Annotated in this window: 12 protein-coding genes; 8 read left to right on the top strand and 4 right to left on the bottom strand. The window is 70.8% G+C overall.

Going from position 1 to position 13,161, the window contains the following annotated elements; all coding sequences use genetic code 11:
* Positions 1–271 precede the first annotated feature (271 nt).
* From dnaN to HG543_RS26425, 3 genes are all read left to right on the top strand, one after another.
* Positions 272–1,378, top strand: a complete 1,107-nt coding sequence (gene dnaN / locus HG543_RS26435; RefSeq protein WP_169347637.1) for a DNA polymerase III subunit beta — start codon at positions 272–274, stop codon at positions 1,376–1,378.
* Positions 1,379–1,502: 124 nt separating this feature from the next.
* Positions 1,503–2,708 carry a hypothetical protein gene (locus HG543_RS26430; protein ID WP_169347636.1) on the top strand — a complete coding sequence of 402 codons (1,206 nt, stop codon included), beginning with the start codon at positions 1,503–1,505 and terminating at the stop codon, positions 2,706–2,708.
* Between the two features lie 268 nt (positions 2,709–2,976).
* Positions 2,977–4,338 carry an MEDS domain-containing protein gene (locus tag HG543_RS26425; RefSeq protein ID WP_169347635.1) on the top strand — a complete coding sequence of 454 codons (1,362 nt, stop codon included), beginning with the start codon at positions 2,977–2,979 and terminating at the stop codon, positions 4,336–4,338.
* A gap of 36 nt (positions 4,339–4,374) precedes the next feature.
* Here the strand turns inward: HG543_RS26425 and HG543_RS26420 are convergent, their stop codons facing one another.
* Together HG543_RS26420 and HG543_RS26415 are read right to left on the bottom strand one after the other, a co-directional pair.
* Positions 4,375–5,625, bottom strand: coding sequence for a DUF1990 family protein (locus tag HG543_RS26420; RefSeq protein ID WP_169347634.1), 1,251 nt, complete (start codon positions 5,623–5,625; stop codon positions 4,375–4,377).
* 4 nt (positions 5,626–5,629) lie between these two features.
* Entirely contained in the window at positions 5,630–6,310 is a 681-nt protein-coding gene (locus HG543_RS26415; protein WP_246357303.1) for a DUF1990 family protein, read from the bottom strand.
* Positions 6,311–6,375: 65 nt separating this feature from the next.
* Here HG543_RS26415 and HG543_RS26410 point away from each other — a divergent pair, with 65 nt between their 5' ends.
* Positions 6,376–6,666, top strand: coding sequence for a hypothetical protein (locus HG543_RS26410; RefSeq protein WP_169347633.1), 291 nt, complete (start codon positions 6,376–6,378; stop codon positions 6,664–6,666).
* Positions 6,667–6,689: 23 nt separating this feature from the next.
* Here HG543_RS26410 and HG543_RS26405 read toward each other — a convergent pair whose 3' ends face one another.
* Both HG543_RS26405 and HG543_RS26400 read right to left on the bottom strand, forming a co-directional pair.
* Positions 6,690–7,064, bottom strand: coding sequence for a hypothetical protein (locus tag HG543_RS26405; protein WP_169347632.1), 375 nt, complete (start codon positions 7,062–7,064; stop codon positions 6,690–6,692).
* 31 nt (positions 7,065–7,095) lie between these two features.
* The gene (locus HG543_RS26400) at positions 7,096–8,205 is read right to left on the bottom strand and encodes a DNA alkylation repair protein (RefSeq protein ID WP_169347631.1); all 1,110 of its coding nucleotides are present in this window, start codon (positions 8,203–8,205) and stop codon (positions 7,096–7,098) included.
* A gap of 172 nt (positions 8,206–8,377) precedes the next feature.
* Here HG543_RS26400 and HG543_RS26395 point away from each other — a divergent pair, with 172 nt between their 5' ends.
* The 4 genes from HG543_RS26395 (at position 8,378) to recF (ending at position 13,161) form a co-directional block, all read left to right on the top strand.
* A complete protein-coding gene (locus HG543_RS26395) occupies positions 8,378–10,402 on the top strand; it encodes a sensor histidine kinase (protein ID WP_343073441.1) in 2,025 nt (674 codons plus the stop codon).
* A 67-nt stretch (positions 10,403–10,469) separates the two neighbouring features.
* On the top strand, positions 10,470–10,910 hold the full coding sequence (locus tag HG543_RS26390; protein ID WP_169347629.1) for an OsmC family protein: 441 nt from the start codon (positions 10,470–10,472) through the stop codon (positions 10,908–10,910).
* Positions 10,911–11,300: 390 nt separating this feature from the next.
* Positions 11,301–11,855: a hypothetical protein gene (locus HG543_RS26385; protein WP_169347628.1), complete on the top strand. Its 555-nt coding sequence runs from the start codon at positions 11,301–11,303 to the stop codon at positions 11,853–11,855.
* A gap of 166 nt (positions 11,856–12,021) precedes the next feature.
* Positions 12,022–13,161 (top strand): DNA replication/repair protein RecF, encoded by a 1,140-nt coding sequence (gene recF / locus HG543_RS26380; protein ID WP_169347627.1) that lies wholly within the window; start codon positions 12,022–12,024, stop codon positions 13,159–13,161.

Below are 13,161 nucleotides of genomic sequence, written 5' to 3'. Positions count from 1 at the left end.
GCTCCGACATGGGGATGGGAGGGCAGTGTCCTCCGCATTGAAGGTAGGGGCCAGTCCGCTCACGTCTCCAGGTGCCGGTGACCGGCGGTCAGCTGGGTGGGTGGGAGCTGAACCTCCGGACAGGGAGACGGGGAGTGGCCGCACGGCCCGCCCGGGCGTGGACAATGATCTCAATCAGCCTCCCCGCGTTCATTGACGTCCCACGAGTCAGGGGCTACATCCGGCCTCGTTGATCGGCCCCGCGGGCCGTGACCTGTAAGGACACCTTCCGATGGAATTCCGCATCGCCGCCGACGAGCTGAAGAAGGCCCTCCACCGCGCCCAGGGCATCGTGGAGCGCAAGACGACGATGCCCATCCTCGCCAACGTGCTCGTCAACGCGACCAAGAGCGGGGTCACCGTCACCGCGTTCGACCTGGACATCGGCGTCGTCTCCGAGCACCCCGCCGAGGTCATCAAGACGGGCGCCGTCACGCTCAGCGCCAAGTACGTCTTCGACATCGTGCAGAACCTGCCGGACGCGCAGGTGACGCTCAAGAAGCTGGCCAACAACTACGTCGACATCTCCAGCGGCTCGGCGCACTTCAAGATCGTCGGCATGGCGGCGGAGGAGTACCCCAAGCTGCCCAAGGAGGAGAGCGCGCCCATGGTGCAGGTGGGCGGCAACACCCTCCTGGAGATGATCAAGAAGACGCAGTTCGCCATCTCCAGCGACGAGACGCGCTACATCCTGAATGGCGTCTTCTTCGAGCCCCAGTCCGGCGGCAAGGTGCGCATGGTGGCCACGGACGGTCACCGCCTGTCGCTCATCGAGCGGGAGATGTCGGGCGACTTCAAGCTCAAGAGCGGCGTCATCATCCCCCGCAAGGGCCTGATGGAGCTCAAGCGCCTCTTGGACGAGGCCCCGGACGCGGAGTGCCACCTGGGCTTCGCGGAGAACTCGGCGCTGTTCAAGAAGCCGGGCCTGTCCATGGTGATGCGGCTCATCGACGGGCAGTTCCCCGAGTACCAGCGCGTCATCCCCAAGGAGGGCGAGAAGGTCGTCCTCGTGCCGAAGACGCGCTTCCTCGAGGGCCTCAAGCGCATCGCGCTCCTGTCGGCGGACAAGAGCAACGCGGTGCGCATCGGCCTGGAGGACAACAAGCTCCTCATCACCGCGAGCAACCCGGACCTGGGCGAGGCCAAGGACGTGCTGGAGCTGGCCTACCGGGGCAACGGCATCACCATCGGCTTCAACGCGCGCTACCTCATGGACGTGCTCGCCGTGACGGACACGGACGAGGTGTCCTTCGAGCTGGGTGACGAGCACAGCCCGGGCGTCCTCCACGCACCCGGGGACCGCAGCTTCACCGCCGTCGTGATGCCGATGCGCGTCTGAGGTGGCACATCCCCGCCGGGCATCCGTTGCCTGGTGGGGCTTCGCGGATCCACACCGTTCACTCCCGTGGATCCACGAGGGCAGGGGGCCTGCCACCGGGCGGGCGCCCTCCTATAGTGGGGGCGTGGCGACGCATCCGGACAACCTGCGCGCACGGCTGGAGGACCGCGCGGACCTCCTCGAGGCGACGCGCCTGCGCTACCGGGCCCTGCGGGGCATGCTCGATGCCTTCTTCTGGAAGGACCGGGTGCGGGCGCACTTCGAGTTGCTGCGCGAGGTGGCCCAGGTCCAGCCGGAGGTGGAGGTCGCGCTCGCCGCGCTGAAGCGCCGCGCCACCGCCGAGGGCTGGCCGCACCACGCCGCTCCCATGAAGCTGATGGCCGAGGTGGAGCGGCTGCGCGAGGCCGTGCTGCACCTGGCGCTCAAGCGGCTGCCGGAGGCGGAGCGGCCGGAGACGCTCGGCGAGGCGCTGCTGAAGCTGGAAGAGGTGGTGCTGGAGGCGGGGCCGCTGCTGGGCCGGCGCACCTGGGCGCGAGCGGTGGAGCTGCTGCCGCGCAATCTTCCGGAGTTGCGCGCCGCGTGCGCCGCCGCGGAGGTGTTCGAGCGGGTCTTCAAGCGGCCCGCGCCCGAAGTGGTGCTGCCCTTCAGTGTGTCCGAAGCGGATGAGCTGCGGCGCGCCCTGCCGCTGGCGGAGTCCGCGCTGGCGGCGCTGTGGCGGCGGCTGGAGCACTTCGACACGAGTGGGCGCGTGAAGGAGTTCCTGGAGCGGCGGGCGCCACGTGCGCCACTGCAGGTGCCCCGGAGCGGGCCGGAGCTGCTGCTGCACGCGGCGTTCTGGCATGGCGTGGCGCGGGCCCGGCTGCGCGCGCTGCTGGAGACGCGGCTGGCTCCGGTGGTGCCGCGCGAGGCGGAGGTGCCGGAGCTGCTCGTGTGGCTGGCGGTGCGTGAGGGCGCCGCGCCGGGAGAGGCTCGCGAGGCGAGGCTGGAGGCGTGCGAGGCCTTCAGCGACGCGCGCGCGGGCCTGTTCGAGCTGGCCGCGGAGCTGGCGGCCCTGTCCCGCGAGCGTCCCTCGGGCGCGTGGAACGAGGAGACCGCGTGGGCGCGGCTGTGGAGCGCGGCGCAGCGGGCCCGGGGTGAAGAGGGCCCGGACGTGGAGCGGCTGCGCGACGCGCTGCGCCTGTTCATCCTCCTGCGCGGCCAGGAGCAGACGCCGGCACGCTTGTTCTCACCCGCTCGCGCCCGGCCGCCCGCGGCGGACGTGGGCGCTGACGTGAAGGACCTCGCCGCGCTGGTGCACGCCGCTCGAGCATCGGCGTCGCGTCGGACCTGAGCTCGCTTCGCGTTGACCTGACGCGGGCTGGTTCCACGGCGCGGACCTCGCGGAGGCACACGCCCTCGGACGGGTGAGCACGGGACGAAGCCGTCAGGCTGGCGGGCAGGCCTGCTGGCGGGACTCCGACGTGCTCCCGTCGCGCTCTGCCGGGAACGGAACGTCCAGGGGGCGGCCGAGCGTGCAGCCCCCCCTGAACTGGTGTAGTGCATGAAATAGGAACCGGTCCGGTTACTTCCTCTCTCCAACCTGCCATGGGATTGCGTTCATGAACCTGACGGAAACGAGGCCGAGCGGACTGAGCGCCGTGGGCGAGCTGCCGTGGGGCGCGCACTTCTGCCAGTTCTATGGGGACCGCGAGGACCTGGTGGACTCGCTCGTTCCGTACTTCAAGGCCGGCCTGGACGCCCACGAGAAGTGCCTGTGGGTCACCTGCGATCCCCTGCGCGCCGAGGATGCCAAGACGGCGCTCCGTAACGCCGTGCCGGACCTGGAGAAGCGGCTGCGCACCGGCCAGCTCGAGGTCCTCGACCATGAGGACTGGTACATCCGCACCGGCAAGACGGACGCGGAGTCCACGTTGCGTGGCTGGGTGGACCAGGCGGAGCAGGCGCTGACGAAAGGCTTCGCGGGCCTGCGGCTCACCGGCAACACCTACTGGGTCGAGCGCTCGGACTGGGACGGCTTCGTCGACTACGAGGCCCGCGTCTCCAAGACGTTCGCCGGCCACCGCATCATCGGCATGTGCAGCTACTGCCTCGGCCGCTGCCAGCCGCATGACATCCTCGATGTCGTCGCCAACCACCAGTTCGCGCTCACCCGCCGCGCCGGGGAGTGGCAGGTGCTGGAGAGCGCCTCGCTCAAGCGGGCCAAGGACGAGCTGTACCGGCTCAACCTCGAGCTGGAGCACCGCGTCCAGGAGCGCACCGCGGAGCTCCAGCGCGCGGTCGCCGCGCGGGACGAGTTCCTCTCCGTCGCCTCGCACGAGCTCAAGACACCCATCACCTCCCTGCAGCTCTACGTGCAGGGCATCCTCCGGGCGCACGAAGGCGGCGCGCTCGCCACCGAGCAGCTCACCGCGCGCCTCCATCGCGTCCGCGAGCAGTGCGGCCGCCTGGACAAGCTGGTGAACAACCTGCTCGACGTGTCACGCGCGGACGCCAATGCCCTCTCGATGAGCCGCGAGCGGTTCGACCTCTCCGTGCTGGTGGCCGACACCGCCGAGCGCTTCGCCGAGGAGTTCGCGCGCGCCCGCTGCGAGGTGTCCGTCCACGCCGTCGACCCCGTCACCGGCGAGTGGGACCGCATGCGCCTGGAGCAGGTCTTCACCAACCTCTTCCAGAACGCCGTGCGGTACGCGCCCGGCTCGAAGGTGGACATCCACGTCACGGAGTCCAACGGCCACGCCCACGTCACGGTCCGCGACAGCGGCCCGGGCATCCCGGAGCGCGAGCACGCGCGCATCTTCGAGCGCTTCACCCAGGCCGAGGGCCCGCGCGCCTTCGCCGGGGGCTTCGGGCTCGGCCTGTGGCTCGTGAAGCAGGTCGTGGAGGCCCACGGCGGCGGCGTCACGCTGGCCAGCAGGCCCGGCGCTGGCGCCGCCTTCACCGTCTCGCTGCCGCTGGGCTGAGGAAACACCCGGCGGCCGGGCCCTCGTCGAAGGGCCCTACGCGCGCGTCTCCACCACCGGCATCAGCCGCGAGCCGATGGCCGCCACCAGGGCGTCCTCCGCGAAGGCCGCCGCCACGTTGGGCACGCGGAAGCGCTTCGTGGCCACCGTGCGCAGCGAGTAGAAGGCCCACGCGGACGCCACCGCCGCCGCGCCGCCCAGCACGCCCGCCAGCGCCACCACGCTCTTCTTCTGGCCCGCCACCGACGAGACCGCGGCCAACACGCCCGTGAACACCCGGCCCGCCATCGGGGCGAACTTCACGCGCGCGGGCGTCTTCGGCAGCTTGTCCACAATCAGCTCGCCCAGCGCGAGCGCGCCCAGCACCTTCGGCACCCACGGCTTCGCCAGCGCCTCGGACAGCGGATCCCTCTTGGGGCCCGGCTCCTTGGACAGCCGCTGGCTCACCAACGTGGGCGCGCTCATGCTCCGCATGCCGGCCAGCACCCCCAGGCCCAGCGGCGTCAGAATGAATCCTCGGTTCACGGCTTCCACCTCCTCGTCCACCTGCGTCTTGCGTTGGCCCGTCGCCCGCTGCGAGTAGAACTGCACGGGCCCCAGCTCCAGCTCGTGGCCGGAGTGCGCCAGCCTTCCGCGCCGCGCCGGCTGGCCCACCAGGTCCGGACGGCGCCGCGTCAGCTCGCGCAGGCGCACGTGCGTCAGCCGGTGCCATGCGCGCTGGTAGCGCCGCCCCACCATCGTGAAGCCCAGGCGGCTCCACCAGTTGGGGAACTCCCCCGGGCGCCAGGCCGCCTCGATGTGGAACTTCACCTCGCCGCTCTCGTGGTCCTTCTTCAGGAGGAACCACTCGCGCCCGCACTCGATGTGGCCCTGCAGCGTCTCGAAGCTGAAGCCATAGACGCTGCACTTCTCGCCGTGCTCCAGGCGCGTGCCGCCCACGCGCACCGCGCACAGGTAGCGCAGCTTCTGGTCCAGCGACTTCAGCTCCAGGAGCACCGTGCGGCCCTTGAGCGGCTCCTCCGCGGAGAAGTGCCAGCGGACGATGCGCGGGTCGGAGAAGTCGAACGTCTCCAGCACCTTGCGCGAGCGCTCGAAGATGCCGTCGGGGCGGGGCGGTCCGGGCGGCTCGTGGCCCAGCACTCCCACGGAGTGCACTTGGCTCCAGCCCGCGTCCATCGTCATCTCGCCGTCGCCCGCCTCGAAGTTGCGGCGCAACGCGCGTGCCCGCTCCAGCCGGGGCACCAGTTCCTCCTCCTTCCAGCTGGAGAACCACCGCCACTCAATCATGCGCCTAGTCTCCCTTCGCGACGAAAGTCGGGTCGTGCACCGGGTCCGAGCCCTCGGGCTCGTCCTCCAGCTCCGTGGTGTCCGCGTGGATGACGCCCAGCACACCCTCGCCGGCGGTGCAGGCGACGCGCAGCACGAACTCGGTCCAGGTGTTGGTCTGCATCGCCTCACCGCCGCCCACGAATCCCACGTAGTGGAAGAGCGAGCCGGAGCGGGCCCGGCTGCGGATGTGGAAGATGACGTCGTCGTGGTCGTTCCGGTATGCCCCGAAGGTGATGCGCCCCGCCTCCGGGTGGCCAGGCAGGGTGGCGAGCGTGAGGCTCTGCGCATCCTTGTGGATGACGCGCACGCCGAACGTGCCCGCGCCCTGGATTTTCACCGTCAGCTCGTCACCCAGCTCCAGCGGCTCACCCTCGGGCTCCTCGTCCGCGCGGTGGAAGACGCATAGCTCGGCCGGAGCGAACTCTGGGAAACGGCGGCAGACCCAGTCCATCACCGTGGACGGCGGGTGCTGGCAGTCCTGGACGACGGCCCAGTAATCGCGTTGCAGCAGCGGCCCCGCGCCCTGCTCGGGGAGCAGGAGGTCGGCTGTCTGGCCGCTCTCGTCACTTATCGATTCGCTCTCCATCTCGCCCTTTCCCGTGCTCAGCCCCACCATGATGGGGACCGCTCCGTCCGGCTGCATGGCGCTGCTGGACTCGGAGCGGAGGGGATGCGGGGCGGGCCTGCCTGCCCGCTCAGGGAGGGAGCATGGGAATGGACGTCAATCCGGCGAGTGAGGCTTCAGAGAAGGAGTACGTGGCGCCTCCAGTGGTCCGGGCCGAGCACACCGAGGACTCGCTCACCCGCCTGCTGGAGCAGCAGACGGCCAAGGTGCCGTCGCACGTGTTCCTCTTCTCCAGCTTCTGCGCGATGGCCGCCTCGGTGGCGCTGGAGATTGGGGGCCGCGAGCGCGCCGCGCGCTTCGTGGGCTTGTGGGTGTCGCCGCTGCTGGTGATGGGCGTCTACAACAAGATGGTGAAGACCTTCGGGCCCCGCTGAGGGCCGGGGCCTCCCGCCCGGCCCTACAGATGGGCCGGGTACGCGGTGATTTCGCAGTTGCGCAGCCGCACGTGGCTGCCGAGCGCGGGCGGGGTACCCCGGGCGGAGAGGATGACGCGCGCGGGGCCCACGCGCAGCGTGACGGTGCCCTCCGCGTCCACCGATTCGAGTGTTCCGTCGAGACAGCCCAGCGTGGGCTCGCGAGCCTCGGCGGCGGAGACGGGCTCCAATTCCTCGCCCCAGGTGAGCACCCGGGTGACGGCGAGCTCCACGTCCGTGAACTGTCCACGCGTGGGCGGCTCGCCGGGCCAGTACACCCAGACGACGCCGCCCGGTGTCTTCAACGCGACGCGCGCGCCCACCTCCGCCTGCTCCAGCCTCACGACCTGCGCCTGCATCCGTCGCACTCCTTGTCGCCACCCGCGTGGCTCATCCCCTAACGTCCACCTCGCCCAGCGGCATGCCCTGGCCATTCACCACCGCCTCGAAGCGGTGCGGGCCGGGGTAGTGGCGTCGGGTGGTGAGCTGGGCGAAGGAGACGCGCTTGCCCACCTCTTCCACCTGGCCGGGCCCGAGCGTGAGGGCCTTCACCTTGAACACCTTGGGCCTCGCCACGCCGTTCGCCTTCTGGAAGTGAACCGCGAGGTCCACCACCAGGGACTGGCTCGTGCGCGAGCGGTTGGCCACCTCGAAGCGCACGTCCACCGCGCCTCCCAGCGAGGCCCGCTTCGGCAGCGTCGTCGCGCGCACCTCGATGCCGGAGGGCTTCCTCGCGCCGAGCACCTCCAGCGCCGCGGGCTCTCCACGCTTGATGGCCGAGCGCAGCGCGTGACGGACGAGCCACTCGCGCTCGGGTGTCGCGTCCTTCAGCCACGCCTTCGCCACCTGGACGAGGACCTCCGGGTGGTCCTTGCCGATGTCGTTGAGGTTGTTGGCCACCGAGCGGCGCACGTACAGCTCCGGGTCGTCCTTCAGCAGCTCCAGCAGTGCGAGCACGGGCCGCGGGTCCTTCTGGAACGCGCGAAGCCGGGGCGCCCATGGCAGGCGCGGCCGCGTGCCTTCCGACACCAGCCGCCGCACGTGCACGCTCGGGTCTGTCGCCCACTGGCGCAGGCGGGCCAGCGTCTTCTCCGGGTAGCGCTCCAGGTACGCGCGGATGGAGAACTCCGCGGTGAAGCGCTGCGTGAGCGCGTGCTGCGCGCGCAGGGACTCCTCGAAGTGCTCCAGGCCGTGCGTGGCCACGTAGAGGACGTGCGGGAGGTAGAAGAACACCTCCATGCCCCAGCCCTCGGTGCGTTCCAGCGCGGGCCCCAGCGAGCGCACCAGCACGTCCACCGCGCTCGGGTAGTCCGGCGGGAGGGCGCGGTGCATCGCCTCGGAGATGTGCCGCGCTCGGCCGAGCAGCTCGTGTCCGTCCAGGCCGGTGGACGCGTCACGGAGGAAGGACTCGCGGGGGAAGGCGCGGGAGGCGCCATGCAATGCCGTCGCGAGGCGCTCGACGAGCCGGACGTCGAAGAAGGTCTTGAGGGGCTCCGCCATGTCACGTGCATCCTGGCATGGGCTCCGCTGGCCGCCAGCCCTGACACCGGGTCACGACGCACGGCGCCGTGAGGCTGCTCGTCACGCGGGTCGGCGTGCGGACAGCCGGTGTCCCATGACCCGGACCCCCCGGGCTGTGCAGGGCCCCGTCCGCTCTGCTACGCCGTCGTCTGTGGCGAAGACGCACGAAGGCCGGGGACAGCAGCACGCGGGAGAACGGCGGCGGACCCGCTCGGGCTCTTCCTCGCGCGCTTCGTCCGGGACGCGACCCCTGCGCGAGCAGCTCGCCTCGGTGCCGGACCCGCTCGCCCTGCTGGAGGGGCTCTTCACCCACTCGCCCGTGGCGTACTCCATCTTCACGGTGGACGGGCACTGCCTGCTCATCAACCCCGCCTACCGGGCGATGTTCGGCGCGGAGCCACCGCCCGAGTACAACATCTTTCGCGACGAGCTGCTCGAGCGGATGGGCCTCACGGAGTACTTCCGGCGCGCCTTCGCGGGCGAGACGGTCCAGACGCCGGTGTTCTGGTACGACGTCCGCGAGCTGGAGCACGTGGAGGTGAAGGAAGCCAACCGCATCGCCATCTCCTGCCACTGCTTCCCGCTGGCGCCGAGCGGTGGAGAGGTGAGCCACATCGCCATCGCCTACAAGGACGTGACGGCGGAGCTGGTGGCGCGCGAGGCGGAGCACGCGGAGCGCCAGAAGCTGTACCAGGTCTTCACCCAGGCCCCGGTGGCCATCAACGTGCTGCGCGGCCCGGAGCTGCGCTTCGAGTTCGCCAACCCGCTCCTGCAGAAGCTCATGGGAGGGCGCGAGCTGGTGGGGCGCACGCTGCGCGAGGCGATTCCCGACCTGTCCCCGGACCTGGTGAGCCTGCACCTGGGCGTGGTGGAGTCGGGGGAGCGGGCGGTCGCCAACGAGTATCCCGTCACGCTCGACTACGACGGCCAGGGCCAGGTCGAGACGAAGTTCTGGACCATCATCTACGAGCCGCTCCGCGATGAGAGTGGCCGGGTGGACGGGCTGGTGACGTTCGCCTCCGACGTGACGGAGCAGGTGCTGGCGCGGCTGGCGGTGGAGCACCAGCAGAAGTGGCTGGAGGCGGTGCTGGACCTGATGCCCATCCCGGTGGTGATGGTGGAGCCGGGCTCGGGGGACCTCACCTTCTCCAACGCCGCGGCGGACCGGCTCCACGGGCAGATGCTTCCCAAGGGCGTGCCCGCCGCGAGCTACGGGGAGTTGTTCCACATCACGGACCCGGAGGGGCGGCGCCTGACGGCGGAGGAACTGCCGGCGGCCCGGGTGGCGCGGGGCGAGCGGCTGGATGGGCTGGAGGTCAACTGGCACACGGAGGCGGGGGACGTCGTCGTCAGCGTCTCGTCGGAGACGCTGCCCGCGATGCACGGGCACCCGGCCTCGGTGGTGATGCCCTTCCTGGACATCACCCGGCTGAAGACGGTGGAGCGGCACCTCCAGGAGGCCATCCGCGCGCGAGACGAGTTCCTGTCCGTCGCCAGTCACGAGCTGAAGACGCCGCTGACGTCGCTGGGGCTGCGGCTGCATGCGCTGGCGCGCGCCATCGACGCGGACCCGGAGTCGTCGCTGGCACGGCGCTACGGGCGCGAGGTGGCGGCGATGAAGCGGCAGGTGACGCGGCTGGCGGAGCTCATCGACGGGCTGCTGGACGTGTCGCGCATCAGCACCGGGCGGCTGCGCATCCTCCGCGAGGAGGTGGACCTGTCGGCGCTCGTCCAGGAGGTGACGGCGCGCTTCGTGCCGGAGGCCGAGCGGGCGGGGTGCGCGCTGGACGTGCGGCCCGGCGGGCCGTGCGTGGGGAGCTGGGACCGGGTGCGGCTGGAGCAGGTGGTCTCGAACCTGTTGTCCAACGCGCTGAAGTACGGTGCGGGCCGGCCGGTGCACGTGCAGGTGGAGGAGTCGGACGGGCGCGCGCGGCTGCGGGTGCGGGACGAGGGCATCGGCATCGACGCGGACTCGCACGCGCGCATCTTCCAGAAGTTCGAGCGCGCGGTGTCCGAGCGGCACTACGGCGGGCTGGGGCTGGGGCTGTACGTGGTGCGCACGCTGGTGGAGGCGATGGGCGGCAGCATCCGCGTGGAGAGCCGGCCCGGCGAGGGGGCCACGTTCTTCGTGGAGCTGCCGCTCCGTCCGGTGGAGCCGGCCGCGCAAGCCTCATAAGAGGGATGCCGCGGCGGCCGGCTGGCCTATGGTGCCCCTGACGTTTCAACGTTCAGGGAGATGGACCATGCAGGAGTTTCCGCTGCGGCTTCGTTGGGAGGGTTCCACGGCCTCCGAGTACACCCGTGACGCGGTGGCGAGCACCGAGGGCAAGCAGGACATCGCGGTGAGCGCGGCGTCCTCGTACGGGGGCAACGACGCGCGCTGGAATCCGGAGGACCTGTTCGGGGCGTCCCTGGCGACGTGCCACATGCTGACGTTCCTGTCGCTGGCGAAGAAGGTGCGGCTGGACGTGCGCGGCTACGAGGACCACACGACGGTGACCATCGACACGGTGGAGAAGGTGACGCGCGTGACGAAGGTCCGGCTGGCGCCGACCATCCGCGTGGCGCCGGGGACGGACGTGGCCAAGGTGCGGGAGATGTTCGAGAAGGCGCACAAGTACTGCTTCATCGGACAGAGCGTCACCTCGGAGGTGCTCATGGAGCCGACCATCGAAGGGGCTTGAGGAGGAGGCATGCTCTTCCGGTATCGGCTCCTCGGAATCTGGCTGTGCGCTCTGGGGGCGGGGTGTGGCCATGCGGTGCCCCACACCCGTCAGCAGGTTGCCGAAGCTGAATCAGAGGAGAGGGTACGGGCCAAAGGCAGCTCCGTGCACACGCGCATTCTTGCGCTCATGGCCCGGGGGCAGTTCGCGGAGGCCCAGGCGCTCATTGGCGAGGCGAGTGCCGCGGGCCTCATCACCCGGGATCTCGCGGCCCGGTTGATGGCACGTATCTCCCTGCTGACCACGAAGTTGGGGGAGGTGCCAAGCGACCTACGCCCAGCTCAGGCTCGCCGAGAAGCTTATCGAGCAGCAGGACCGATTGATGGACAAGCTGTAGAGGAGCCCGGCGTCATGGCCCACCTGACTCCCGAAGAACTGCTGAAGCGCTTCCAGTCGATTCGCGAGGCGGGGGACGCCAGACACACCACTCTGGAGCAGCTCCGCCTCTTGCGCGAGTTGCTCCAAGACTGCCCCGCGTTCGCTCCCGGGCTGCTGGAGCTGGCGCGCCGACTCCAGCTCGCCGAGGAGCCCGGCCTGGACGCGGAGGAGGCCTTTACCGAGGTGCAGCGGCTGCTGGAGCAGGCCGTCCTCGTGTCCCGGCGCAGTGCTCCCGCTCTCGTGGAGCTGGGCTACTTCCTGGACGTCTTCCGCAACCGTGAGGCCGAAGCCCTGGCGCTCTGGGAGGAAGGCGCCGCGACGGCACTGAAGACGCTGGAGGATGCCTGGGCGGGAATGCTGCGCACCTGGGCGGGAGAGCGCACGAGGGAGTCGTTGGCGAAGGCGCTGCGGCTCGCGGACCGCGCGGAGCAGCTCCTCCCGGGCTCGGTCCGCCTCCAGGAGGAAGTGGAGAGGGTGCGCGGCTACGCACGAGAGGATGGCATCTCGAAGTCCTCCGGGGAGGGGTAGGGCGCGGCTGCGCCTCCCCTGGGGGACGGGCGAGCCGGAGGGGGCGCACGAAGTGGGCGCGTAAGCCCTCCTGCTCTTCACCCGGACAGGCAGCGTCGACCGGCTCGGGGAAGTGAAGTGAGATAGGTCCCCACCGGGGCGCGGACAAGATTATACAGAGGGGGCCGTGCGCCTCCTCGCGCTCCAAGTCCAGGACTTCCGAAACCTCCCCCAGGTCCAGCTCTCGCCCAGCCCCCACTCCACCATCGCCGTGGGGCAGAACGGGCAGGGCAAGACGAACCTGCTGGAGGCCCTCTATTTCCTGGCCACCCTCAAGCCCCTGCGCGCCGGCCGCCTGTCGGAGCTGGTCCGCTGGGGGACGAAGAGCGCGCTCGTGACGGGCCGCTTCCTCCTCAAGGGCGCCGAGCGCGAAATCTCCGTCGAGGTGGGCGGCGGCACGCGGCAGGCCTTCGTGGACGGCAAGAAGGCCCCCAGCCTGGAGGAGTACTTCGGCGGCGTGTCCGTCGTCGCCTTCACGCCGGATGACCTGGAGGTCATCAAGGGCGGGCCGGACGCCCGGCGCTCCTTCCTGGACCGCGCGGTGTTCAACCGCTTCCCCGCCTTCCTGCGCGAGAGCCGCGAGTACGCGCGCGCCCTGAAGAACCGCAACCGCCTGCTGCGTGAGGGCCATGCGGTGGAGGCCGCCTACCTGGAGGCGTACGACGAGACGCTCGCCAAGGCGGGCGCCCGCATCTACGCGCGGCGGCGCGCGCTGATGGCGGAGCTGGCCCCCCGCGCGCAGGCCACCTTCGCGTCCATCGGCCGCACGGTGGACCCGGCCACGTACGGCTACCACCCCTCGCACCTGGGCGGAGACTTCGCCACGGCGGACGAGCCCACGCTGGCCGCGGCGCTGCGCGAGTCGCTGAACGAGCGCCTGCGCCGGGATTTGGACCGCGGCTTCACGTCCGTGGGGCCGCACGCGGACGATGTGTCGGTGACGCTGGGCGGGCGCAGCGCGCGCGCATACGCGAGCCAGGGGCAGCAGCGCGCGCTGGTGCTCGGCTGGAAGATTGCCGAAATCGAGAACCTCGAGGCGGCGATGGGCTTCCTGCCCCTGCTGCTGCTGGACGACGTGTCGAGCGAGCTGGACCCGGAGCGCAACGCGTACCTGATGAGCTACCTGGCGAAGAGCGGCGCGCAGGTGTTCCTCACCACCACGGACGGCTCCCTGGTGCGCGGCGCGGCGGCGGAGGACACGCTCTGGCTCTCCGTCCACGCCGGCGAGGTGGTGGCGCGCGGCACCGAGGCGTCGCCCTCGCCCTGA

It is taken from the genome of Pyxidicoccus fallax, assembly GCF_012933655.1.
GTDB lineage: Bacteria > Myxococcota > Myxococcia > Myxococcales > Myxococcaceae > Myxococcus > Myxococcus fallax.
This window is presented reverse-complemented; position numbering and strand designations above follow the sequence as displayed.

What these genes read in the sequence shown, in the direction of transcription:
- dnaN (WP_169347637.1), top strand. Translation starts at nt 272, where the DNA reads ATGGAATTCCGCATCGCCGCCGACGAGCTGAAGAAGGCCCTCCACCGC.
- HG543_RS26425 (WP_169347635.1), top strand. Translation starts at nt 2,977, where the DNA reads ATGAACCTGACGGAAACGAGGCCGAGCGGACTGAGCGCCGTGGGCGAG.
- HG543_RS26420 (WP_169347634.1), bottom strand. Translation starts at nt 5,625, where the DNA reads ATGATTGAGTGGCGGTGGTTCTCCAGCTGGAAGGAGGAGGAACTGGTG.
- HG543_RS26415 (WP_246357303.1), bottom strand. Translation starts at nt 6,310, where the DNA reads ATGCAGCCGGACGGAGCGGTCCCCATCATGGTGGGGCTGAGCACGGGA.
- HG543_RS26410 (WP_169347633.1), top strand. Translation starts at nt 6,376, where the DNA reads ATGGGAATGGACGTCAATCCGGCGAGTGAGGCTTCAGAGAAGGAGTAC.
- HG543_RS26405 (WP_169347632.1), bottom strand. Translation starts at nt 7,064, where the DNA reads ATGCAGGCGCAGGTCGTGAGGCTGGAGCAGGCGGAGGTGGGCGCGCGC.
- HG543_RS26400 (WP_169347631.1), bottom strand. Translation starts at nt 8,205, where the DNA reads ATGGCGGAGCCCCTCAAGACCTTCTTCGACGTCCGGCTCGTCGAGCGC.
- HG543_RS26390 (WP_169347629.1), top strand. Translation starts at nt 10,470, where the DNA reads ATGCAGGAGTTTCCGCTGCGGCTTCGTTGGGAGGGTTCCACGGCCTCC.
- HG543_RS26385 (WP_169347628.1), top strand. Translation starts at nt 11,301, where the DNA reads ATGGCCCACCTGACTCCCGAAGAACTGCTGAAGCGCTTCCAGTCGATT.